A 25,485-nucleotide genomic window follows, 5' to 3' on the forward strand; every position below is an offset into this window, starting at 1 on the left:
CTTTAATTTCTTTTACAGGTGTAGCTCTATTTATTGCGATGTCCATGTTAACTAAGATTTTTATTGGTCATTGGCATGAGAGTGAAGTTCATTAATACAAACGGATAGTGAGGGAATATATATGGATATTAAACAAGGTTGTAATCAAATTAAGGAACAGTTACAGGGTTTAGAGTGGCTAGTGACACCAATTCATGTGAAACGCTTATCAAAAGATTTCCATTGGTTTAGTCCAGTATTGTCTGATCAACTTGCAGGTAAAGTTGCAGATATGATTGTTAAACCTAAGGATATCAACGAACTAAAATGTCTTGTAGAGAAATGTGTTGAATATAATGTTCCTATCACAATTCGTGGTGGCGGCACTGGAAATTATGGGCAATCGGTACCGTTAATGGGCGGTGTTGTTGTCGATATGACAAATTTTTCTAAATTTCTAAAATTTGAAAATGGTATTGCAACAGTTGAACCTGGCATTAAGATCTCTGATGTAGAATCCAACATTGCACAATTTGGGTATGAAATGAGATGCATGCCTTCAACATACAAAATGGCTACAATGGGCGGCTTCTTTTCAGGAGGTTTTGGTGGCATCGGGTCAATAAATTATGGACCTGTTGCGGCAAAAGGAACAATCCTTAAAATTAAAGTACTCACGATCGAAACTGAACCAAAGGTGTTGGAATTTACGGGTCCAGACTTAATGAATTATCATCATACTTATGGAACAAATGGTATTATTGTAGAAATCGATCTTGCTGTTGCGCCTAAAAGGAACTGGGATGAATATATACTTTCTTTTCCTTCTTTAGAAGATGCGTATTCATTAGCTTATACCTTAGCTTATAGTTCAGGTATTGATAAACGCAATGTAGCTTTATTTAGTTACGATGGAGCCAAGAATTTACTACATGGTGATACAGTAAAAGCAGGTGAATATGTTGTAATTACTATTGCTGCTGAAAATGCTCGAATCCCATTGAAAGAGCTACTTACTGAGCATAATGGACGAATATCTTGGTTCCAAGACTTCTCAATGAAAACAGATGATTCCGAAACAATGGTTGAAAACTGTTGGAATCATTCAACATTACATGCTTTAAAATATAATAAATCACTCACTTACTTACAGGCGCACTATGACGTAGATTGCGCATTAGAGCAATTAAAAGAAATAGAATCGAGCTTGTCTAATGAAGTTTCGATTCATATAGAGTTTATTTCTACAGCCGATAAACAACCTATGATAGCGGGTTTACCTCTAATTCAATACACGACTAATGAAAGGTTAGATGAGCTTATTCAAATGCATAAACAAGTAGGGATTGGTATCAATAATCCTCATGTATATACTCTTGAAGATGGAAAGCACGGCGGCTTGTTGAGTGAGTCTATTTTAGATAGTAAGCGCTCGAATGATCCAAAAGAATTGCTGAACAAAGGTAAAATGCGAACTCTTTCTGGTGCAGCTTAAAAGGTATAGAGGTTGTAACATATTTTGTGTAACTACCTCTGGTATTATGAGATTTTCTGAACCAGCTTCAATTCAAAACATAAAACTATTCATTGCTAGAAGCCAGTTTCGAATCGACATTGTCGACTTCTTACTGGCTTCTTTAATTCTAAGTTAAAATCAGACACCTAACTCATCACGTACAATCTGTGCGCCGGCGCTCAATGCTTGCAGCTTCTTCGATGACACTTCACGTGAAAGGGGCGCCATGCCGCAGTTGGTGCAAGGATAAAGCTTATCCGCATCGACATATTTCAAGGCCTTACGCAAGGTTTCGGCAACTTCTTCTGGCGTTTCAATGTCGTTGCTTGCCACATCAATTGCGCCAACCATGACTTTCTTGCCGCGGATCAATTCTAACAATTCAATTGGTACATGTGAGTTATGACACTCAAGTGAGATGATATCTATATTTGATTGCTGCAATTTAGGGAAAACAGCTTCATATTGACGCCATTCTGTGCCCAATGTCTTTTTCCAATCTGTATTCGCTTTGATGCCATAGCCGTAGCAAATATGCACTGCGGTTTCACATTTTAGTCCTTCGATAGCACGCTCTAAACAAGCGATGCCCCAGTCATTCACATCATCAAAAAAGACGTTAAACGCTGGCTCATCAAATTGAATAATATCCACGCCAGCCGCTTCAAGCTCTTTCGCTTCTTCATTTAATATCTTAGCAAATTCCCACGCAAGTTTTTCTCGGCTGCCGTAATGATCATCATATAAAGTATCGATCATCGTCATCGGCCCAGGCAGAGCCCATTTGATTGGTTGCTTGGTTTGTTGGCGCAGAAATTTTGCATCTTCAACAAACACAGGTTGCTTACGGCTAACAGGGCCAGTGACCACAGGCACACTTGCTTCATAGCGGTTACGGATTGTCACTGTCTTGCGGTTTTCAAAATCAACGCCATTTAAGTGCTCAATAAATGTGGTCACAAAGTGCTGTCTGGTTTGTTCGCCATCACTCACAATGTCCACGCCCGCATGAGATTGCTCTTGCAGCGCCACGCGCAGTGCATCGTGTTTGCCAAACTTTAGCGCTTCGCCTTCTAGTTTCCAATCAGACCAAAGTTTTTCAGGTTCAGCCAGCCAAGAAGGTTTTGGCAAACTGCCTGCTGTTGAAGTGGGTAAAAGTGTTTTCATCATCAAATCTCTTCTTATATTCATTAGGCGGCAAAATTTTTAAAGCATTGCTCAAGGTGTGATTGATAAGGGGTAATAAAATGTTCTTGGGCAAATTTACCTTGCTCAATCGCCAGTCGGCTACGCTCTTCTCTGTCATACACCACTTGCGTTAGGGAGTGGTTCGAGTCTTTTAAGCTTGGTTGATAGCACTCGCCTGCCACAGCATTGGCATTATAAATCTCTGGACGATAAATCTTTTGGAAGGTTTCCATGGTGCTAATCGTGCTGATCAGTTCAAGGTTTGAATAATCGGCCAGTAAATCTCCAAAGAAGAAAAATGCAAGCGGGGCGCGGCATGCTGGTGGCATGAAATAACGCACCTGTAAGCCCATTTTGTGGAAATATTGCTCGGTTAATGACGACTCATTTGGCAGATATTCAACCCCAAGGATTGGGTGCTCGTTTGTGGTGCGTTGATAGACTTTATTTTCTGAAACGCTCAGGCAAATCACAGGGCGCTTGTTAAAATGATTGCTATAAATCTCTGAGTTTACAAAAGATTTAAAGATATTACCGTGCAGCTCACCAAAGTCGGCAGGGATCCTAAACTGTTTTTGGCCTTGGTTATGTTCAGGCAAAAGAATGCTAAAGTCATAATCTCTGACATAAGATGAGAAGTTATTGCCGACGATCCCTTCATGGCGCTGATTGGTGTGATGATCAAAAATATTGGTCTTTAACACTTCGATGCAAGGAAATGACTCATGGCTCGTTTGTAGCTGCATATCGACAGAAATAATATCAAGCTCAACTGAGTAACGATCACTTTTTGGGTTATCCCAACGGGCGAATGAGTTGAAGCGATTATTTATCATATTCAAAGTGTTACGCAGGTTTTGCTGACGGCTTTGACCGCGTGCTAAGTTCGCAAAGTTGGTGGTAGCGCGTGTGCTTTGCGCCGGCTTGTAGTTTTCATCAAAACGTATGCTTTTTATGCTAAAAGAAAATTCATTGCTCATATCGGTGCGTGTCCCTATATCCGAAAAAGATTATATGCTTAAGTTATAACCTTTTAAGCGCTGCTTGGATATTTAGTTTATTTGCAAGTGAATATGAAGAAAATTCAAGTTTAAAACATAATAAAAGAAGGGAAATAAAGTAAAAAGAAAAATAGCAGCAAACCTAAAATATAAGCCTGCTGCTATTTTATAATAAAAGATGCGCTTCGTTAGATTTAAGCGGCTTTATTTTGATGTTGAATAAAGGCGCTAAAACATTGTGGTTTATGGTACAAATAACCTTGTAATAAGTTTATCCCATTGGTAATGAGGTACTGTGCCTGTTCTTTATTTTCCACACCTTCGGCAACCGTTTTAAGCTTTAATCGCTCAGAGAGATCGATAATATTTGCGATTAAGTTACAACCTAATGGTGAACTTTCAATATGATCAATAAAGCTTTTATCTATTTTTATAATACCGACATTAAAGCTGTGTATATTTTCCAAGCTTGAATAACCGGTGCCAAAATCGTCCAAGGCAAGGGTGATCCCAAGTGAATTTAATGCATGGATGGTTTTTAGGTTTTCTTGGTTATTACTAATGATTTGGCGCTCAGTGATTTCAAGAACCAAAGTTATATGTTTCAGCTTAGGGTTTGCTAAAAATAACTGACATTTAGCGATTAAATCGTCACGATGTTCTTTCGCGAGCTGTTTTGCACTGATATTAATACTTAAATAAAAGTCTTGTTTGATATTATCAATAGAGTTGATGCAGGTTTGATAAAGATCATCAAAAAGCTGTAGCGTCATCGGCACGATTAAGCCACTTTCTTCAGCAATATCAATGAAGTGATACGGAGAAAGGACATTTGAGCGATACTTCCAGCGCATTAGTATCTCGCCGCCAACGATTTGACCTTGATGATCACTTATCGTCTGAATATATGGGATGATATCTTTTTTCTTAATCGAGCGCTTCAAGGCGTACTTAATCACATTATAGTGATGAAATTTTGCATAATAATAGGTCGCTAAAGAAGCTATGCCAATTAAAAATAGCAGGGTGAGGTTATTGTGAAGCGCATTGTTAACTATGTTGGCATAATTGAGTTTCGCACTCACAGAAAAAGCATGTTCGGTTGAGTTCTCGACGATATCATCTTGATCTTTTTGAATAAAGTTAACTTTGTTACCACTGACCCATGCCGAATTGGTTGATAAATAAAAAGTGGAATTATCCTCAAGCAAGTTAAAGATGCCAGAAAAACTAAAATAATGTAGCGTCACGGCAATAGTCGTATTATCAATGACGTCTTTTATTAACAATAAAGGCTTACCTGGCGATAAGAAAATTGAATTGACCAAAGATATTTCATTTTTATCAACTAATGAGCGTGACTTTCCTATAATCGGATTGAAATTCGAACAGGTCACCACATCATTCTTTAACATGTTAATGGTTTGGATATTTGGATTTTCCACCAAAATTTTTGAGATCTGTGCCTGCGTTTCAGCGCAAGTTTTATCATGAAATGGTTTGATTACTTGCAGGGCTTTTTCTGCATTCGTGATTTCTTCATTTAATACTTTCGTTGCTATGGATATGCGCAGCTGATTTGTATCATATGCTGCCTTGATAGCATCCACAATGACTAAACCAGTACCCACAATAAATATAGTTATAAATAGTAGTACGCAATGGATGATTTTAGCGCGTAAAAAAGGGTTAAAATTACGAGAGTTCACATGTATTGACCTTTATTTATTATGGTTTATCCCATATAAAACATATCTGATGAATTAAATAAGTACGAGTTTAATTTCTTTGTAAATGTATGGGCAAATTAATTCATAATATTTATGTGGTTAGTCAGGTTCAAATAAAAATATCATTTATATTATGAGTGATCAATTAGTATTTTACATAATATTTACATTAAATATCCTTTGTTTTATTGCTTGAATATTCAGTTGAAGTTTTAAAAATTACTTTACTTGACGACTATTAGTTAAATAAATATGGTTTTCATAGCGTTTTCTACCTATGAATATAATGTAATGATATCTGTGTATTTATATTTGTCATACATATATCAGTTTTTTAAAATTTAACTAATGATTCCAATCAGTCCTCAGCTTATGTAAAATACCAATTATGATTCAATACGTTAGAAGCTATTATGACAAATGATGTGAAAATTTATAAGAAAGTGTTCTTGGTTTGGCTGCTTTTATTACTGCCGCCATTGGCGATCTTTTTACTCAAACAAAGTGTTTTTCCTTGGATCGATTTAAGCTCATCTTGGTCATATATCTTGTATGCAATCACCATGACAGGCACCTCGCCTTATTTTGTTTCAACCATTTTGTTTATTTTTGGCCTGAGTTATTTTTGCGTTCCAAAGCAAGTTTGGCTGAGGCTTGTGCTTGCGACTGTGGTTAGTCTAAGTCTCAGTACCAGCTTAAATGTGCTGCTTAAGCAATATTTTAAAGAGCCAAGGCCGAACATGGTATTTTTGTCTGAACTAGAAAATCTACCGCTTAATTTGGATAGCTTTTATGATCTCAATCGTCAAGAGCGAGCAGAAATGATGGATCAAACCATGCAAGCCTACTCAGATTCAACGCCTTTAGAGCGAGATTCGGTGGATCTTGCGCATCAAAATAAACAGATTTTTGAATTGCTACAAGATCATTGGCGCCATGAAGTGGGTTATTCATTTCCCTCTGGTCATACGATTTTTTCAGCAACCTTAGTCATCACGGCAAGTTATTATTTATTACTTTGTGGGGCGCGGCTGCTGCTTGGCGGGATGCTTGTTTGGGGCATCGCAATGGGAGTGAGCCGAATGTTACTCGGCATGCATTGGCCGCAAGATGTGCTGGCATCAACGGCTTTAAGCATTTTATTTAGCTTGCTGGGAATTGTCGTGAGTAACTATTATTATGCGCGAAAGGGCGACTCACGCGCATAATATTTTGTTTAAGCGCGGCCAGAATCGATTTGAAACCGCGTTTAACTTGAAACCAAGCTTAATACTGAACTTGGTTTTTCCCTGATTTCTTTGCAATATATAAATGTTTGTCGGCTTTTTGGATAAAGTCATCCATCATATTGCGCTCTTCCTCAAGTGATGGCTGCTTCGGAAAACAATCTTGATGATCGCAATGCGCCATGCCGATGCTGAGGGTACACTGAACCTTGTGATCTTGCGTATAACAAAACTCCTGAGCACAGCGTAGACGGATCTCTTGAGCAATCTTTAAGGCATCGCTATGGCATAAATCGGGTAAGAAAATAACGAATTCTTCACCGCCCCAACGTCCGACAACGCCATTATCCAAGACAACATCTTGACACAACTGCGCCACACAGCGGATCACTGCATCTCCGGCGATATGCCCATAGGTATCATTTACTTGTTTAAAGTTATCAATATCCACAATTAAACAAGTCAGGGCCTTTGAGTCATTGGTGCGAGTAAAAAACCACTCATAAATCGCACTGCGGTTCCATAACCCTGTTAAGGCGTCATGGTGCGCTTTATATTCCAATTCTTTTTCAAGTTCGATTTTGTCTGTGACATCATTTAAAACGGTTTGAATCGCAGGCTCGCCATCCCATTCGATTAAATTATCATATAAGTTCAAAAAACGCGTGTTGCCATGAAAGCTATGACTTTCGACAACCACATGGGTACCTTTAATTTTTCCTGAGAGAATATCTTGGGTGCGGGTGATGGCTGTTTGTTTGTCTTGCTCTGGAACTAAATCAAGCAGGTTGACATGGTTGAGGACATGCTCGATGGATGGCGCTTGCATTAAATCAACCCAAGCTTGGTTGACTAATAAAGGCTTAAAATCACGATGAACGACAATGCCTTGCAGGGAAGAGAGGATTAAGTTTTTATACTCTTGCTCTTTTTGTTTAATCTGCTGGTGGGCTTGCTCTACAATTGAAAAATCAATTAAGGTGACTTGAATCGCCGGTTTGCCTTCCCACTCAATCACATGGTCAATCGTGAAGGCGGTAAATTTACGGCCATGTCGATCGGTATTGATAAAGGTTTTGCCGCGCGGGCTGACAGTGCCATTTACTTGCTGGTAATAATTGTCATGCACTTCTTGATGATGCCTGGGATCTATCAGGTCTAAAAAAGAATCGATATGAGACATGAGATCTTGAGCGGATTCATAACCAAAAATATTGGCATAAGTATCATCAACATAAACAATTTTTAAATCCTGGATGACCACAAGCCCATAACTTGAATCAATACTTACATTTGGCATATAGACACTTCACTATTCCAATTTTGATGCTTTGAGTCTTGCGCTTATCGCGTGATTTTACCGCGCTTACAAGGTTTATTCTTATATGATTTCGGCTCATATTATCATTAAGATAACAATTAGGTAACAAAATTATAAGCCCGAAAAAAGTGCGGAATTAGTCGTTTTTGGAAAGGTTTGTATAACAAATGGTAATTTTATGGACCTTTTATTCTAAGCTGACATGCAAAGATAGGTGGCTACCACGCATAGATAACTATCAATTCTTATACAAAGTCTGTATACTTCGCCGCCTATTAAGCGCAGGACTTCATTTCTAACGACCTCATTTCGCTTTCCATTTGTTATTACACTAAGGGTATTCCTTGATTTCGACAGCAAACATCACCATGCAATTTGGCGCCGAGCCGCTATTTGAAAACATTTCAGCAAAATTTGGTAACGGCAATCGTTACGGACTTATCGGGGCGAATGGCTGCGGTAAATCGACCTTTATGAAGATCTTAAGCGGGGCGCTTACCCCAAGCTCAGGCAATGTGTCGATAACTCCAGGCCAAAAACTCGGTGTGCTAAGTCAAGATCAATTCGCCTTTGAAGAATTCAATGTGATTGATGTGGTGATCATGGGCGATCGTAAATTGTGGGAAGTTAAACAAGAGCGCGAGCGCATTTATTCTTTGCCTGAAATGAGCGAAGAAGACGGGATGAAAGTAGCAGACTTGGAAAGCGAATTTGCTGAAATGGATGGCTATACCGCAGAAAGTCGCGCCGGTGATATCTTAATTAAAGCGGGCATCGAAGAAGAATTTCACTTTGACTTGATGCAACAGGTTGCGCCGGGTTGGAAATTACGCGTCTTGCTTGCGCAGGCACTTTTTGCCAACCCTGATATTTTGCTCCTCGATGAGCCAACCAACAACTTGGATATTCATACCATTAACTGGCTCGCAGAAGAGCTGAATCAACGAAAGTGCACCATGATCATCATCTCGCATGACCGTCACTTTTTAAATTCTGTGTGTACGCATATGGCAGATATTGATTATGGTGAATTGCGTATTTATCCGGGCAACTATGAATACTTTTTAGAAGCATCTGCCTTGATCCGTGAGCAATTGTTGTCAAGCAATGCGAAAAAAGAAGCGGAAATTAATGAGTTGCAAGACTTTGTGAACCGCTTTGGCGCGAATGCATCAAAAGCCAAACAAGCCAGCTCTCGCGCTAAGAAAATGGATAAAATTAAGCTTGATGAAGTGAAATCAAGCAGTCGCATCAGCCCATCGATTGATTTTGGCGAAGGTAAAAAACTCCACCGTTTAGCGTTAGAGTTGCAAGATCTGGGTCACGCCTTTGATGATGAGCTTTTGTTTGAAAACGGCAACTTATTATTAGAAGCAGGCACACGTCTGGCGGTAATCGGCGAAAACGGCGTGGGTAAAACGACCTTATTACGCTGCTTAGTCAAAGAGTTAGCGCAAAAAGATGGTATTGTGAAGTGGTCGGAAAATGCCTCGATTGGCTATTGCCCGCAAGATAGCACGGCAGATTTTGATAATGATCTGACTATCTTTGATTGGATCTCACAATGGCGCACAGTTAAGCATGATGATTTAATGGTGCGCGGCATTTTAGGACGTTTACTCTTCACCGCAGATGATGCCAATAAAAAAGCTCGCAACTGCTCAGGTGGTGAGAAAAACCGCTTATTATTTGGCAAGTTAATGATGCAAGATGTCAATGTGCTGGTGATGGATGAGCCAACCAACCACATGGATATGGAAGCCATTGAAGCGTTAAACGATGCGCTCAAAGTCTATACTGGCACATTAATTTTTGTCAGCCATGACCGTGAATTTGTGTCATCACTGGCGACTGCGATTATTGATATTAAAGATAAGCAGTTGGTGAACTTCCAAGGCACTTATGATGAGTATCTAGATCATCTAAAGAAGATTGCTGCTGTTGCATAATTTAAAATGATTGAATAAAAAACCAACCTTGCTGCAAACAGGTTGGTTTTTTTATATTCAATTTTTACTTTTGAAGGTTTATTGCGCGTGAATTAACTCATTGCCGCTTGTTTCGGCTTTGGCAAACTTATCTATATTGCTCAAGGTTGTTTGCGCAATATTGGTTAAGGCTTCGATGGTTAAAAACGCCTGATGGCCGGTAAATAACACGTTATGACAAGCCGACATGCGGCGGAACACATCATCGGCAATGATTTCATTGGAGTTATCTTGGAAGAATAAATCCTTTTCATTATCATATACATCCAATGCCAGTGAGCCAATCTTGCCTGTTTTTAAGGCGTCAATCGCATCTTGTGAGTCTAACAAACCGCCGCGACTGGTGTTGATGATCATCACCCCATCTTTCATCTTGGCGAACGACTCAGCGCATAATAATTTTTGATTATCTTGAGTTAACGGGCAATGCAAGGTGATCACATCTGCGCGTTGATAAATCTCATCTAACTCAACATAGGTGGCGCCAATTTCAATCGCGATATCACTCGGGTAGGGATCATAGCATAGGATGTTCATGCCTAAGCCTTTGAGAATACGCATGGTTGCCAATCCAATTTTGCCAGAACCAATCACGCCAACGGTTTTGCCATGAAAGTTAAAACCAGTTAAACCCTCAAGTGAAAAGTTTGCATCACGGGTGCGTTGATAGGCCTTATGCAGACGGCGATTTAAACACATCATTAGCCCAACGGCATGTTCGGCAATCGCTTCAGGAGAATAGGCTGGCACGCGCACCACTTGTAGCGACAATTCTTTTGCTGCCTCCAAATCCACACGATCAAAACCTGCGCAGCGCATCGCAATTAACTTTGTGCCTTGCGCGGCGAGTTTCTCAAGCACTGGGCGAGATAAATCATCGTTCACAAAGGCGCAAACCACTTGCGAACCCTCTGCTAGTGACGCTGTTTTAAGGTCGAGGCTAAAGTTGAAGAAATGGCATTCAAATCCATATTGCGCATTTACTTGCTTAAAGGTGGACTCATCGTAAGATTTTGAACTGTACACTGAAATTTTCATGTGTGCTCCTTTTAGTTTCAATTACGCCTACCTTAACCTTTGTGAATCATAGCAAGCAAGTGATAATTATGCCTAACCTATAAATTGCATGAATACCAATAAAATTAAGTGCTTATCCTTGTATATTGACCTTTTTATTGTGTGGTTTTTCTTTTGTGACAAGGTAACAAGCAAGGGAGCCGAAAGTCACTAAACAAACCCCTTGCCAAAAGCTTGGCGTGAGGGCGACAGTTAAATAAATAGATGAAAAGATAGTTGAAAATACAGGTGTAAAATAAGAAAGAGTACCCAATAGCATCAGATTGCCGCCAATAATGGCTTGATTCCATAAAGCATAACCAGTCCCCATCACTACCCCTGCAATGAGTAGGACATTCACAGAGCTTAGGCTAAAGCTTAAACTCGGCTCATCACTTATAAAATATTTTACCCATAAAGAGAGGGCGGTTGCGGCAAAAAACAGCGTGATGGCATTTTTTCCTTGGCTTAGTGATTGGGTCAAAAAGCAATAAATCGCCCATAAGAAAGCAGCAGAGAAGGCGAGCGCATAGCTCAGCGGATTTTGGGTCATGTTTTCAACAAGGACAGGGATTGAAATGCCGCGATCGCCTGAGATGCACCAGGCCACGCCAATAAAGGTCACAAGCACGCACGGGTAAACCAAAGGGCTAATTTTACGTTGGCCAAATAATGCACTCAGTAAGATAGTCAGCGCAGGCCAGAGATAGTTGATCACAGCCATTTCCATGGTTTGCTGCCTGTTGCTTGCCATCCCAAGCGAAAGCGCAAGGCAAACTTCATAGCTAACAAACAAAAGAGTGCCAATGATGAGATAGCGCACAGGGAAGGTTTTGAGTCTTGGCACTCCCATCACAAGGAGCAAAAATATTGCGCTAATACTATACATCATGGCTGCGCCGCCAATCGGACTAAAGCGCTCGGCAATGTCTCGAATCAGCGCGACCACGCTACTCCAAAGTAAAATCGCGATAATTCCAAAAAGCGTATATTTGTGCGTTTGCCAGTTTTTCATATTCTTTTATGCATCAATCCGTGAATGAAAACTTAAAGCTATCAGTTCAAACTGCGATACACAATTTGTATATTCAAAAAAAGTTTACAATATTTAAAAAAATATAATAATTTTAATAAGTTAAATAAATAGCTAAGCCATTATATTGCAAATAAAGTTTTTCCAAAGTGGAGAAAAAGTGAGATTAAAAAGGTGAAAATTGCGTAAAAGCACAAAAAAATACGGGAAAAAATAGTAGAAATTCTACCTCTATCGCAAAATGAAAAGCAGTTTTAATTCTTCATACAATATTATGATAACTTAATTGACGATGAATAAGAACGGAGACTTATAAAATGAAACCTGCTTATCTTGGCGCAATTGTTGCGTTAACTTTATCAAGCGCTGCATTGGCTAACCCAGTCAACCCAGCCACTGATCCAAATGTAACCATGACGCCAGTGATCCAGTCACTTTCAAAAGCACTTGATGCCAACAAGGCACCATCTGAGAATTTTGATTTAACTAAATGGAAAATCAACTTACCTTATCCAGATGACAAGCCTGAGCGCAAGGGCAAAACGATGGAGCTTTCAAAAGAGCAGCTTAATCAAAAACCTGCGTTCTCACATCCACTTTGGTTCTTTACCAACCCACAAACTGGCGCAATGGTTTTCCGCTCGCCAAATGATGCGGTGACGACGCCAAATAGTAAAAATACACGTTCAGAGCTGCGCGCTATGCTTGGCGATGACTACGAAGATCCAGCAAACAACTTTGCCATTGCTGCCAATGAAAAGGCAAGTGAATATGGCGCAGTCGGCGGTCGCTTAAGTGCAACGCTTTCTGTTGATTGGGTGAGCACAAGTGGTAATGATTCTAAATCTGGCGCATATGCTGTGATTGTTGGTCAAATCCACGGCTCAAACAACGAGCCATTGAAAATTGTTTATCGCAAACTGCCAAACCATGAGTTCGGTTCATTGTCTTGGAACTATGAAACGAATCCTGCTGAAAAAGCGGATCGTAAAGATATCAAACATGACATCTTTGGAAAGAACAAATTACGCAGCAGTGACGCTGATCCAAAAGATGGGATCCGTTTAGGTGAAGTTTTCTCTTATGACATCAATGTTGATGGCAATGTGATGCACCTCACCTTTAAGAAAAACCTAGGCCAAGCGGATGAAGTCACTAAGACTTACGATTTGGACCTAAGCAAGCCATATCCAAACGAAGCAAAAGATCAAAGCTATGCGCAAGATTGGATGTATTTCAAAGCGGGTCTATATAACCAATGTAACACTGGCTCATCTGGCTGTTCGAATGACGGCTTAGAAAAAGGTGATTACGCACAAGCAAGTTTCTATAAACTAACGCTTGATCAATAATTATTAACCTCCTAGTTAATTCACTAAATTCCTAGAAAGTAGAGTGGACTTGGGTCTGTGTCAAAGCAGACCCCTTTTTGTTTTTATCCCCGCTATACTAGCTTAGGTATGCAAGTTTCAAGCCCACGTCTTTGCTTTACAATGTTATTTTTATGTTACCCATGTAAAAAAGACTGGTAAATTATGCTGAAATAGCTTACAAATATAAATGTCATTTAGTGAACAAAAGGACTGGACAATGAAAGATAGTGATTACGTAAACTTCTCAGAAGATCATGAGCTTAACTATGTATTGAAAAAGTGCGGAAAGCGTGAAACCAAGGAAAACCGTGCAATCTTGTGCGAGATGGGTAAAGAGCTAAAAGCCAAGACAGAAAAGCGCGTACTTAAAGGTGAAGATTTCCACGAGTATGTGGTAAAAGAAGGCAAACGCCTCGAATAATGGCCTTAAGTTGATAAGCGAAAGAATTAAAAAACTGCACCTCAATTTGGGTGCAGTTTTTGTTTATGGCTATAAAAGTGCGAATAAATAAACAAAACTTTTTGCAAAGTAGTTTAGTTGGCTTTGATAAAATACAGATCTTTGGCGTATATATTGCCTTTCGGGTTGTTTTGAGGAAAACCCTTTAATGTTGGGCGTACCAAGCGAGTGTGTTTGTAATAATATAAAGGGATCACAGGCGCAGCGTCGACTAATCGCTTCTCTGCTTGGTTAAATAACTGATAACGTTTGGTTTTGTCAGAAGTAAGGCTCGCTTCTTGAAGTAGTTTGTCAAACTTAGGATCGCAATACCCACTTTCATTTTCTACATGGTTACAGTTAAACCCTTGTAAAATGGATGATGGCTCTGGGTAATCGCCAAAACGCCAAGAACGTGCGACTTCAAAATCCCCTAATGACTTCGCTGACACATAGACTTGCCATTCCATATTTTGCAGATGTACTTTTACACCTAGACTTTTCCACATCGATGCCAGCGCGAGGGCAATTTTCTTATGATTTTCGCTGGTGTTATAAGTTAAGGTAAACTCAAGTGGGTTTTGCTCGCTAAAGCCGGCTTTTTCAAGTAAAGCTTTGGCTGTTTGTTGGCATGCTTTGATGTCCTGCTTGGCATAATCTGGCTGCGCCATTGTGTAATCTGCAATGATCCCAGGCACAGGGGAGTAGGCTGCAATTTCACCTTGTCCAGTTACTTTTTCTACCAAAATATCGCGATCGACAGCCATTGTCAGCGCTTGACGGACACTTTGATTATCAAATGGCGGCTTTTTCAGATTAAATGAATATAAATAGGTGCCAAGTAAAGGCAGTCCCTTGATCTGAGAAGGATCTTTTTGCATCAAGCTTTGATATTGCTCTAATTGAATACGGTTGGTCATATCAATTTCACCGGCTTGATAACGCGCCAGTTCTGCGCTTTGCGATGCGAGACCCAAGTAGGTCACTTTTTCAATCACAGTGTGTTGATTATCCCAGTAATGCGGGTTTCGCTTTACCTCTACATATTCATTTGGCACCCATTCTACGAGGGTGTAAGCGCCATTGCTGACGATATGCTCAGGGCGCGTCCATTTTTCGCCATATTTGCTCACAACGGCCTGCGGGATAGGGAAAAAAGTTTTTACGCTTAAAAGGCTTAAGAAATACGGCGTGGGTTTGCTTAGCGTAATTTCAAGTTTTGTGTCACTGGTTGCCTTGATACCTAAATTCGATGGAGCTTGTGCGCCTTCAATGATGGCATCGGCATTTGCAATGTTTGCGGTTTGAAAGTAGTGGCTAGTATTGTTGCCAGTATTGGGATTAATCGCGCGCTGCCATGCAAAGACAAAATCACTAGCAAGCACTTGCGAGCCATCAGACCATTTTAAATTAGGTTTTAATTCAAAGGTATATGTCAGGCCATCGGCTGAGACTTGCCAAGATTGGGCTTGCCCTGGAATGATTTCACCCTGCACATTTTCGATAACTAAGCCTTCAAACATGTCGTTGACTATAATGTCGCCGGGCATACCTGAGTTGACGAAGTTTGGGTCAAGGGTGCTTGGTTCAGCGCCATTACCGCGTACAAAGCTTTGATCTTCAGCTAATTGCGTTCCTGTTGGCACTTGCGCGGCAAAGGCAGGCGAGAGTCCAGCGGCAATAAGTGCGATAAGAGGGGTGATTGAAAGGTTTTTCATTTTTATGTCCTATAAAAGATATCCGTATTTAAAAATCAATCGATTAGGACATTAATGTAGCATTTTTATGCCACTTGAAGGAAAAAAAGACCACTGCATCAAAATAATCATGCAGTGGTCTTTGAGGTTTAAAGACTTGTGTTTGAAGCCAACTTAGACGGCTCACTAGATTTCGACCAGAAACCTGCGAGGATGGAGCCGCTAATATTATGCCAAACCGAGAAAATGGTGCCGGCAATGGCAGCGGTTGGAGCAAAGAATTTCATAGCTAACGCAGTGGCTAAGCCTGAGTTTTGCAGGCCGACTTCAAAGGCAATGGTGCGGCAGACTCTTTCTTCAAAGCCAAGCTTTTTGGGGATCCAATAACCAGCAGTTAAACCAATGGAATTATGTAAGACAACCGCCAAGGCGACCATAGGCCCGACTTCAACTAATTTACCGGCATTCAATGCCACAACAATGGCAATAATCAATACGATTGCTGCCATCGATACGAGTGGCAAAACAGGTTCAACTTTTGCAATATAGCGAGAGAATACGGCGTTTAAACAAGCGCCAATAAATACAGGAACAAGCACAACTTTGACTAGGCTGACGATCATCCCTGCAACTGGGATATCGATCGCTTTGCCTGCTAGCGCTTCGACTAAAAGTGGCGTCAACAATACGCCAAGCAGGGTGCTGATAGCTGTCATGGTTATTGATAGCGCCACATCACCTTTAGCAAGAAAGCACATGACATTGCTGCTGGTGCCGCCTGCAACGCAGCCCACTAAAATCAAGCCAACGGTTAGGTCTGTATCAAAATTTAAAAGGGTTGCAATCACTAAGGCGACAATAGGCATGACAGAAAATTGCAATATGATCCCAAGGAATACTGCTTTGCTATTTTTACCTAGATTCAAAAAATCCGAAGGTTTTAGTGTGAGCCCCATGGCTAGCATAATGATGGTTAAAAGCGGCACAATTGATGATTTTAGATCAACAAAGAGTGTGGGCTGAAAAAATGCGAGCGCAGCAAATATGATTGCCCAAAGTGGGAATAAGTTAGTAATCATCCTGATCATAAGTTAATTATCCATTAAAAGTAGAAGGTTTATCTGTGTTAAAATTTGGTTACATATGAGGATATAATAAATAACATTGTTTAACTTAAGTCGCAATGGCTAGAAAGGGTGAATCGGATTTTAAATCAAAACTCCCCCTGCAAGACAGGGGAAGCAGGAGGAGTTTGTAGCAAAAGGGTAGGGCTACAAAATTTTCTAGTTTGGATTAATAGGTATAAGTCACGCCAATACGGATACGTGGGCGCCAATCATCTTTATCATTGTTACCCGCAGCGGTTTTATCTTCAGGGGTTACGCCAAACTCCATGAATGGAGACCAAGCGCTCTCGAAGCCTTTATAGGCAACTTTGGCATTAATTTCAGAAATTCCATGATCATCTCCATCACGCACTTCTTGGCCTTCTTGTTTGAAAGTGTAATCTGTACTTAGGCCTAAACCCCAGTCTTCAATCCCGTTATAATTGGCTGCTAAAGTAATACGGTTATAGTGTGAGTTTGCCTTATCTATAGAACTTTTATAATTTTCATAGTGATAACGGTAGCGCGCAGAGGTTGAGAAGTCACTCGTGACCTTATAACCTAAAGTTAAGTTTCCTTGATAACCAATTTTGTCATCGTTCACTTCAACTTTAAATTGTGGTGTTAAGTTAAACGTTTCATTGAGGTTCCAACGATAACTTATATTTGCTTGGCTACCATTGCCTGAGATATCTCCCCAGGCATCTTCATTATTACTTTTATACTTGGTTTCGACTTCAAAACCGATCCCATTTTTAAATCTATGACTGACTGCAATACGATCAGCATGCGCATTGTCATGCTTGCCCCATTCTGGCTTCCATTCGTGACGTAGATTCACCGTCGTTGCCAGAGCTGTTGTAGAAAAAAGCGCAGCGCTTACTAATGAGAGTGTAAAGACCTTTTTCATATATATTCCTTTTATTTTGTATTTATCTGTAGGGATAAACTAACTTCGAGATAAAGATAGAAGGTTAATTAAATTAGATCTATATATGAAATATTGTTTTAAAAAATTAGATAAAGTTTTTCGATCTGTATCTTGTTTTTCTTAAGTGTATTTGTATGACATGATTCATTTTATTTTGAATAAGTCAGGGACTTTTTGATAATAGTCTCTTACTATTTAAGATAATTAATATCAATAACTTATAATCGAATGAGATTCAATGGTAAATGATTTCTTATATTTAATACTTAAGGGTTGATAAATTAATCTCACTTATAATAAGGTTATATAAGTTTATGATTCAAAAGTTTAGAGTGATAGTGCTATGGAAATAATATTAAATATAAGAGTAGGATGATGCAGGATGAGGAATGCTGTATGAGGTGCTTTGATATGTATTTAATATAGTTTTATTAGCTCAAAATAATAAAAAAGCAGCCTACCTGCCAAAAATCCTGTCTTTGGCCTAGGCACAGCTGCTTTAAGTTTATATATTATTTAAGTTGAGGGCAGCGCCGAAGAGGGGTTAAACGCCCACTTCACCACCATCAATTTTACTAAAGACGATGGTTGCCGCACGTGGCCTGATTTGCATGCCTGCTGGCGTTTGTTCGGCGGCGTCATCAGAGTAAGGCCAGTTGTCTGGATGCTGAATGTTGGCAAAAATCGCTTTATAATCAGGCGAGAGTGCAACACCTGTGACTTCACAGCCATTTGGCCCGACAAAGAAGCGTTTTAGTTCTGCTTGATTACTTGCATCCACCACTTGCGGATTATTATTCTCATCTACCAATTTGGATGGAACAATTGCCAACATTTGATCATTAGTATCTTCTGTGACTTCGCTGGCACCATTATCGGTTTGCACCCACAAAATGCCGCGGCCATCAAAAGCTAAGCCATCAGGGCTGGCAAACTGGTTTAAATCGGTTAAGCCGGAGCGGTTGGTGTCGGCGTTTCCATCATCTGGCGCGCCAAATAAGAAGATATCCCATGTAAAATCAGTGACGCTGTCACCTTCGTCCCAACGGATAATATGTCCAAATGCATTATCCAAACGCGGGTTCGCAGGGTTGGGTTCGGTGCGATTTGTGTTATTGGTTAAGGTCAAATACACAGTGCCTGTGATCGGGTCAACCGTACACCATTCTGGGCGATCCATTGGCGTTGCGCCGACAAGATCTGCCGCCCCAGGAGTATTGAGAATAATCGCTTCAAGGTTTGCAAAGTGATCGGCCAAAGTGCCGCCATCTGCGGTGGTTGCATCAAGTGTGAGTGGCAACCAAGTGCCAACACCATCTTCACTAAATTTCGCCACATATAAGGTGCCTTGGTCTAAATATTTACTCCCGATAGCTAAGCGATCCGCTGTGCTGCTGGCATCCAGTGCATCTGCTTCATCCCAATTGGTATCTGAAACATATTTATATAGGTACTCAAAGCGAGAATCATGCCCTGTATAAAAGGTTAATGGCTTGCCTGCTTCAAGCTTACCAAAGGTGCAGTTTTCGTGACGAATACGTCCCATTGCCGTACGTTTAACTGGCAGGCTTTGCGCAGAATAAGGGTCAATTTCAACTAGATAACCAAAGGCATTGGCTTCATTGCGATAATCTTGCGCAGCGGTTGCGCCACTAGCAGTAATATCAAAGCGCGCAAATTCATCTTCAAGCTCACCATCCATGCCTGCAAATTCTTCCCAGCCATAACGGGTGCCACTCGTTGAGATCCCAAGACGTGTATTCGCTTCACTCATGCTGCCGGTGTCGACAAAATAGCCCGGCCAGTTTTCTTCACAAGTGATATAAGTGCCCCAAGGGGTATAACCATTGCCGCAGTTGTTAATGGTGCCGCGCGCTTTGGTGCCATCTGGGGTAAATTTTGTCACCAGTAAGTCGCTGCCAGAAAGTGGACCTGCCATGGTGTGCAGGCTATCTGCTGTAATGCGGCGGTTGTGCACATCATCTTCAACAACAGACCAAACGCCTTGGCTGTCTTTTTTGATTCGCACGACGGTGACGCCATGGGCATAGACTTCTTTACGTACATCATCCAGACTTTGTCGACCCGTTTCAGGATGCAGGGCATCAGTGTCTAAATATTCATGGTTAATACATAAAAGCCCATCATCTGTCGCATCGCCCAATGGGAAGAAGTGCATCCCATCATGGTGCTGACCGACGCTGTTGAGCTGATCGGTGGCCGTATTGGTGCCATCATCTTTCCAAGGCGCAGCTTGGGTATTGAGCGGGGTTCCCCATGGCGCCAAGACTTGCGCGCGATAGCCTTCTGGGATCACCGCAGCGTCGATTTTTGAGCCCGGAACGGATTCAAAGCCTAGTGACACAGAGCTTGTTGGAGTTTCTATCTCTGGTGAGGTGAGATCCGAATTACTGCTTGTGGATGAGTCTGAGCTATCACTGCCACATGCGGTGATCCCCAAACTGGTAAAAGCGGTTAACGCAGCAAAGCCAGAGCCACGTTTAATGAAGCCGCGACGTGATAAGTGCTTCGCTAAGACGCTCGCAAAGGCTTCATTATTGCTTGGGTTGTAACGAGTTGGATCAAAGGTTTCCTTGCTCATTTTTGCTTTCCTTTCATTATTATAGTCGAACAACGTGAAAGCAATCTAACGGCTCAAGGTTAAACAAATGTTAACAAGTTATGTAATTTTTATGTCATGTTTTGTGATGGTCATATGCGCGTCATATCCTGCATAGGTTTAGCTAGATTGAACCTTTTTAGTGAGTTGCATTGATTTGGGGAAAAATGTGCACCTTCGCGATGAAATTGCATCATTTTTGTGCACTGGCGTTTAACTGATTTTGCATAAGTATTCGTTAACCATAAGTTATCACTGTGGTTAACAACTTGGCACATCTTTTGCTTTGTCAATCAGGTAAGGAAATTTTTGATATACCGTTCAAATGACAAAGGAATGAATATGAAACTAGCTAAATTTAAATCAGCGTCTAGTCACACTAAAATGCTTAAAATGAGCCTACTTAGCGTCGTGCTTGGTGTGTCGAGCATGCAGGCATTGGCAGCAGATACGATCAAAGTCGGCGTCTTGCACTCACTTTCTGGCACCATGGCTATCAGTGAAAGTACGCTAAAAGACACCATCTTGATGCTTGTCGATGAGCAAAATAAGAAGGGCGGTGTATTAGGCAAGCAATTGGAAGCAGTTGTGGTTGACCCAGCATCAAACTGGCCAATGTATGCGGAAAAAGCACGTGAGTTGATTGAAAAAGACAAAGTTGCCGTAACGTTTGGTGGTTGGACCTCGGTTTCGCGTAAGTCAATGCTCCCTGTGTTTGAAGAAGATAACGCTATTTTGTTCTACCCTGTGCAGTATGAAGGCCAAGAGTCTTCGAAAAATATCTTCTACACAGGCGCTGCGCCAAACCAACAAGCGATCCCTGCTGTGGACTATTTAATTGATGAGCTTGGCGTGAAACGTTTTGTGCTAGAAGGGACGGACTATGTTTATCCGCGTACCACTAACAAGATCCTTGAAGCTTACTTGCTTTCAAAAGGCGTTGCCAAAGAAGACATCTTAATTAACTACACTCCTTTTAGTCACTCTGACTGGCAATCAATTGTTTCTAACATCAAGAAATTTGGTTCAGAAGGCAAGAAAACCGCTGTGGTTTCAACCATTAACGGTGACGCAAACGTTCCATTTTATAAAGAGTTAGCTGCGCAAGGCGTGAGCGCTGAAGACATTCCTGTGATTGCATTCTCTGTCGGTGAGCAAGAGCTTTCTGGCATGGATACAACCAACCTTGTCGGCCACCTTGCCGCGTGGAACTACTTCATGAGCGTTGATACCGAGGCTAATGACGAGTTTATCGGCAAATGGCAGCAGTACATCAAGTCTGATTCTCGCGTGACCAATGACCCAATGGAAGCAAGTTATATTGGCTTTAATTTATGGGTGAAAGCGGTCGAAAAAGCAGGCACAACAGATAGCGAAAAAGTCCAGCAAGCACTTCTTGGTCTTAGCGTGCCAAACCTAACGGGCGGCACTGCGACTATGGGTAACAACCACCACATCACAAAACCAGTATTAATTGGTGAAATCCAAGATGACGGTCAATTTGAAGTGGTTTGGGAAACTGATGGCGAAGTAGCAGGTGATGCATGGTCAGATTACCTAGACAGCTCAAAAGATTTAGTTGCTGATTGGAGTGAAGGTATCAAGTGTAGTAACTATGATACAAAAACTAAAGCTTGTTTAAACTAAGGACCATCATGCGCAACACTACTCTTCATATTATATGCTTGAGTCTGTGCCTACTTTGTTTAAGCATCAAACCTGCATTTGCCGATGATAGCGCGGCAAATGCAGGCGCGAGTTTTTCAACTCAGGCAGAGATAAGCCACGCTCTAATGAGTAAGAAATCTTCTGTAAAAGAAGACACTATTCAATTTTTATCTTCAAATGAGCAAAATACGCTCTCTTTAGAAGAAAGTGTCAAGTTATTAAATGCTTGGCTAGCTGGGGATTTATATTTAGAAAAAGAAACACAGCAATTATATTTGATTGAAAGCATGAAAACTGGCGCCACTGCGACACAATTATTTGATGCAAGCCAAACCCTTGAGATTAAAAATCGTCGTGACTTTACGAAGGTGCGCAGTACCAATAAATTGCGTAGCCAAATGAAAACGGCGCTCGCGAATATGCAGTTAAGCTCAGATGATGTCGCATTGCGTTTAAATGCAATCCAAGAACTGACGGGCAACTTAGATGACACGACTCGCGCTGCACTGGTGGATCGTCAAGCCAAAGAGAGCGATGCTGACGTCCTAACCGCGATTGAGTTTGCATTGGCGGTTGATGATGCCAGCCAAACCAAAGCGATTGCTCTTGATACACGTCTTGCTGCGATTGAGACCCTTTCAAGCGCAAAAACGCCACTGGTTTATTCCACTTTAACTCAAATTTTAAACCAAGAGTTTGGCGAGGATACAAAAGCTGTCCATCAAGCGGCGCAAAAAGGTTTAACCTCTTATGAGCAAAGCCAAAAAGTTGCGGCAGGGGTGGAGACGCTATTCTTCGGTTTAAGCCTTGGCTCCGTCTTAGTTTTAGCCGGCATCGGCCTTGCGATCACCTTTGGGGTGATGGGCGTGATTAATATGGCGCATGGCGAGCTTATCATGATCGGCGCATATACCACATATGTTGTCCAACAATTGCTGCCAAATTCGTCATTTTCGCTGATTTTATCGATTCCAACAGCCTTTATTATTACCGCATTAGTTGGGATCTTAATCGAACGTTTGGTGATCCGCCGTTTATATGGCAGACCACTTGAAACCTTGCTTGCAACTTTCGGGATCAGCCTGATTTTACAACAAGGGGTTCGCTCAATTTTCTCACCATTAAACCGCTCGGTGACGACGCCAGAATGGATGAGTGGCGCACTTGAAATCAACTCTATGCTTTCAATTACTTATAGCCGCTTATATATCATTGTGTTCGCTTTAGTGGTTTTCTTTGGCTTAATGATGATTTTAAAACGTACGCCACTTGGCTTGCAGGTTCGCGCTGTGTCGCAAAACCGAGCGATGGCGCGTGCAATGGGCGTGCATTCAGAGCGTGTGGACTCATTGACCTTTGGTCTTGGCGCAGGGATCGCTGGCGTTGCAGGGGTTGCCTTGTCGCAACTTACCAATGTCGGACCAAGCATGGGCCAAGATTATATTATTGACTCCTTTATGGTGGTTGTATTTGGTGGTGTCGGCAACTTATGGGGCACCTTGGTTGCAGGATTTAGCCTTGGGATTTTAAATAAAGTGATGGAACCTTGGGTCGGCGCAGTGGTTGCGAAGATCTTGATCTTAGCCTTCATCATTTTGTTTATTCAAAAACGCCCATTAGGTTTGTTCCCACAAAAAGGCCGTATGCCAACCTAGGAGGAAATATGATTTTTAATTCGATTTTAAAATCCGATCAAGGTGGCAAGATCCTCGTTAGCCTTTTGATTGTGTTAGCCATTGTGGTGCCAGTTTTAAACCTTGTGGTACCAGAAGGCAATGTTTTACACGTAAGCAGCTATACCGTTTCACTGCTTGGTAAATATCTATGTTATGCCTTAGTGGCGCTGGCGCTCGATCTGGTCTGGGGATATTTAGGTATTCTAAGCCTAGGTCACGGGGTGTTCTTTGCCTTGGGCGGTTATGCCATGGGCATGTATTTGATGCGCTCAATTGGCGATCGCGGCGTATATGCCAACCCAGATCTACCTGACTTTATGGTGGCGCTGAACTGGGATAGTCTGCCTTGGTTTTGGAATAGCTTTGAGCACTTTGGCTTTGCGGCATTAATGGCCTTGGTAGCGCCGGGTATTTTAGCTTTTGTCTTTGGTTACTTTGCTTTTAAATCAAGAGTTTCTGGCGTATATCTATCGATTATGACCCAAGCGCTGACGTTTGCCTTTATGCTTGCTTTTTATCGCAATGAAACTGGCTTTGGTGGCAACAATGGTTTAACCGACTTTAAAGATATTTTAGGTGCAAGTTTAGCCGAAGATAGCACCAAAGTTGCGCTATTTGTCGCCACTTGTATTGCCTTGGTGATTGGTTATTTAATTTGCCGCACCTTAATGAATAGCCGTTTAGGTCGGGTGTTAATTGCTGTGCGTGATGCAGAGCTGCGTACGCGTTTTACCGGTTATGATGTTGACCAAATTAAACTTTGGGTGTTTGTGCTGTCAGCCTTGATTGCAGGGGTTGCTGGCGCTTTATATGTGCCACAAGTTGGGATCATTAACCCAAGTGAATTTACCCCACTTAACTCAATTGAAATGGTCGTCTGGGTTGCCCTTGGCGGACGTGCGACGCTTTATGGCGCAGTTGTTGGCGCATTATTGGTGAACTTTGCAAAAAGCTGGTTCAGTGTCGAGTTTCCAGATATTTGGTTATTCGCCTTAGGTCTTATCTTTGTGCTCGCAACTATGTATCTGCCACAAGGTGTGGTCGGTTTATTTAAGCGTCGTCAGGCAGATAAAAGCGAAACGGCAACAGCAGTGAAGGAGCACTAATATGTTAGAAAGTTTAGCCCGCCGCGACCAAGTTTTTGAGTTTTTAAAGCCAGATATTCACCCTATGATTGATACTACGCATAATATGATGCTGTATCTGGAAGGCGTGAATGTGAGTTTTGATGGTTTTCAGGCGATTAATGACTTAAATCTGTATATTAAAAAAGGTGAGTTGCGCTGCATTATTGGGCCAAATGGCGCAGGTAAAACCACCATGATGGATATTATTACCGGCAAAACACGCCCAGATTCGGGCGAAGTTTGGCTTGGAAGTAAGACCAACTTACTGAAAATGAATGAAGCCGAAATCGCTAATGCCGGCATCGGACGAAAATTTCAAAAACCAACTGTGTTTGAAAGCTTATCAGTTTGGCACAACTTAGAGCTTGCGATGACAGGTGTTCGCCGTGCTTGGCCGTTATTTCGCGCCAAACTTGCGCACAAAGAAGCCGCTGAAATTGAGCATGTGCTTGAAGTGATTGGGCTTATTAATCAGCAAGGGTTATTGGCTGGCGCTTTGTCGCACGGTCAAAAACAATGGCTTGAAATTGGTATGTTGTTAATGCAAAAACCTCAGCTCTTGTTAGTTGATGAGCCGGTGACTGGCATGACGCACCAAGAGATGGACAAAACCGCGCAACTGCTTAACCAACTGGCTGGGGATTACACGATTGTTGTGGTCGAACATGACATGGGTTTTGTGCGCCAAATTGCACAAACCGTAACAGTGCTGCACCAAGGCCATGTGCTGGCAGAAGGTTCGATGGATGCGATGGCCAATCACAGTGAAGTGAAACGTGTCTATCTTGGCAGTGAAGACTAAATCAAGGA

At 41.4% G+C, this 25,485-nt stretch carries 19 protein-coding genes; 9 read left to right on the forward strand and 10 right to left on the reverse strand.

Annotated features, from left to right (window positions below; genetic code table 11):
- Positions 1–121: 121 nt before the first annotated feature.
- Positions 122–1,474, forward strand: coding sequence for an FAD-binding oxidoreductase (locus AC2VOY_RS14455; protein WP_491833276.1), 1,353 nt, complete (start codon positions 122–124; stop codon positions 1,472–1,474).
- Positions 1,475–1,633: 159 nt separating this feature from the next.
- Here the strand turns inward: AC2VOY_RS14455 and AC2VOY_RS14460 are convergent, their stop codons facing one another.
- The 3 genes from AC2VOY_RS14460 to AC2VOY_RS14470 form a co-directional block, all read right to left on the reverse strand.
- A complete protein-coding gene (locus AC2VOY_RS14460; protein WP_491834148.1) occupies positions 1,634–2,662 on the reverse strand; it encodes a methionine synthase in 1,029 nt (342 codons plus the stop codon).
- Between the two features lie 23 nt (positions 2,663–2,685).
- Entirely contained in the window at positions 2,686–3,663 is a 978-nt protein-coding gene (locus AC2VOY_RS14465) for a DUF1852 domain-containing protein (protein ID WP_491833277.1), read from the reverse strand.
- 215 nt (positions 3,664–3,878) lie between these two features.
- Positions 3,879–5,393 carry an EAL domain-containing protein gene (locus AC2VOY_RS14470; RefSeq protein ID WP_491833278.1) on the reverse strand — a complete coding sequence of 505 codons (1,515 nt, stop codon included), beginning with the start codon at positions 5,391–5,393 and terminating at the stop codon, positions 3,879–3,881.
- Between the two features lie 434 nt (positions 5,394–5,827).
- Here AC2VOY_RS14470 and AC2VOY_RS14475 point away from each other — a divergent pair, with 434 nt between their 5' ends.
- The gene (locus AC2VOY_RS14475) at positions 5,828–6,622 is read left to right on the forward strand and encodes a phosphatase PAP2 family protein (protein WP_491833279.1); all 795 of its coding nucleotides are present in this window, start codon (positions 5,828–5,830) and stop codon (positions 6,620–6,622) included.
- 58 nt (positions 6,623–6,680) lie between these two features.
- Here AC2VOY_RS14475 and AC2VOY_RS14480 read toward each other — a convergent pair whose 3' ends face one another.
- The gene (locus tag AC2VOY_RS14480) at positions 6,681–7,940 is read right to left on the reverse strand and encodes a sensor domain-containing diguanylate cyclase (RefSeq protein WP_491833280.1); all 1,260 of its coding nucleotides are present in this window, start codon (positions 7,938–7,940) and stop codon (positions 6,681–6,683) included.
- Between the two features lie 365 nt (positions 7,941–8,305).
- Between AC2VOY_RS14480 and AC2VOY_RS14485 the strand changes: the two genes are divergently transcribed.
- Positions 8,306–9,910 carry an ABC-F family ATPase gene (locus AC2VOY_RS14485; RefSeq protein WP_491833281.1) on the forward strand — a complete coding sequence of 535 codons (1,605 nt, stop codon included), beginning with the start codon at positions 8,306–8,308 and terminating at the stop codon, positions 9,908–9,910.
- Between the two features lie 78 nt (positions 9,911–9,988).
- Here the strand turns inward: AC2VOY_RS14485 and AC2VOY_RS14490 are convergent, their stop codons facing one another.
- A complete protein-coding gene (locus AC2VOY_RS14490) occupies positions 9,989–10,987 on the reverse strand; it encodes a 2-hydroxyacid dehydrogenase (RefSeq protein WP_491833282.1) in 999 nt (332 codons plus the stop codon).
- Between the two features lie 112 nt (positions 10,988–11,099).
- The gene (yddG, locus tag AC2VOY_RS14495) at positions 11,100–12,020 is read right to left on the reverse strand and encodes an aromatic amino acid DMT transporter YddG (RefSeq protein WP_491833283.1); all 921 of its coding nucleotides are present in this window, start codon (positions 12,018–12,020) and stop codon (positions 11,100–11,102) included.
- A 335-nt stretch (positions 12,021–12,355) separates the two neighbouring features.
- Between yddG and AC2VOY_RS14500 the strand changes: the two genes are divergently transcribed.
- Positions 12,356–13,390, forward strand: a complete 1,035-nt coding sequence (locus AC2VOY_RS14500) for a polysaccharide lyase family 7 protein (protein WP_491833284.1) — start codon at positions 12,356–12,358, stop codon at positions 13,388–13,390.
- A gap of 238 nt (positions 13,391–13,628) precedes the next feature.
- Positions 13,629–13,832, forward strand: a complete 204-nt coding sequence (locus tag AC2VOY_RS14505) for a hypothetical protein (protein ID WP_491833285.1) — start codon at positions 13,629–13,631, stop codon at positions 13,830–13,832.
- 113 nt (positions 13,833–13,945) lie between these two features.
- Here AC2VOY_RS14505 and AC2VOY_RS14510 read toward each other — a convergent pair whose 3' ends face one another.
- The 4 genes from AC2VOY_RS14510 to AC2VOY_RS14525 all read right to left on the reverse strand — a co-directional run bounded on the left by AC2VOY_RS14510 (position 13,946) and on the right by AC2VOY_RS14525 (position 20,186).
- Positions 13,946–15,568, reverse strand: a complete 1,623-nt coding sequence (locus tag AC2VOY_RS14510; protein ID WP_491833286.1) for a peptide ABC transporter substrate-binding protein — start codon at positions 15,566–15,568, stop codon at positions 13,946–13,948.
- A 128-nt stretch (positions 15,569–15,696) separates the two neighbouring features.
- On the reverse strand, positions 15,697–16,635 hold the full coding sequence (locus AC2VOY_RS14515; RefSeq protein WP_491833287.1) for a bile acid:sodium symporter family protein: 939 nt from the start codon (positions 16,633–16,635) through the stop codon (positions 15,697–15,699).
- A 205-nt stretch (positions 16,636–16,840) separates the two neighbouring features.
- Complete coding sequence (locus AC2VOY_RS14520) at positions 16,841–17,563, reverse strand: oligogalacturonate-specific porin KdgM family protein (RefSeq protein WP_491833288.1); 723 nt, start codon at positions 17,561–17,563, stop codon at positions 16,841–16,843.
- A gap of 565 nt (positions 17,564–18,128) precedes the next feature.
- Positions 18,129–20,186 (reverse strand): PhoX family protein, encoded by a 2,058-nt coding sequence (locus AC2VOY_RS14525; protein WP_491833289.1) that lies wholly within the window; start codon positions 20,184–20,186, stop codon positions 18,129–18,131.
- A gap of 402 nt (positions 20,187–20,588) precedes the next feature.
- On the opposite strand from AC2VOY_RS14525, the gene urtA reads away from it, so the two are divergent.
- Genes urtA through urtD form a run of 4 tightly spaced genes read left to right on the forward strand, consistent with a single transcriptional unit; the run spans position 20,589 to position 25,477 of the window.
- Positions 20,589–21,851, forward strand: coding sequence for an urea ABC transporter substrate-binding protein (gene urtA / locus AC2VOY_RS14530; RefSeq protein ID WP_491834149.1), 1,263 nt, complete (start codon positions 20,589–20,591; stop codon positions 21,849–21,851).
- 8 nt (positions 21,852–21,859) lie between these two features.
- Positions 21,860–23,527, forward strand: coding sequence for an urea ABC transporter permease subunit UrtB (urtB, locus tag AC2VOY_RS14535; protein WP_491833290.1), 1,668 nt, complete (start codon positions 21,860–21,862; stop codon positions 23,525–23,527).
- Positions 23,528–23,535: 8 nt separating this feature from the next.
- Positions 23,536–24,654: an urea ABC transporter permease subunit UrtC gene (gene urtC, locus AC2VOY_RS14540; protein ID WP_491833291.1), complete on the forward strand. Its 1,119-nt coding sequence runs from the start codon at positions 23,536–23,538 to the stop codon at positions 24,652–24,654.
- Between the two features lies 1 nt (position 24,655).
- On the forward strand, positions 24,656–25,477 hold the full coding sequence (gene urtD, locus AC2VOY_RS14545) for an urea ABC transporter ATP-binding protein UrtD (RefSeq protein ID WP_491833292.1): 822 nt from the start codon (positions 24,656–24,658) through the stop codon (positions 25,475–25,477).
- Positions 25,478–25,485 lie beyond the last annotated feature (8 nt).

This window comes from Vibrio sp. KMM 9700 (genome assembly GCF_058545285.1).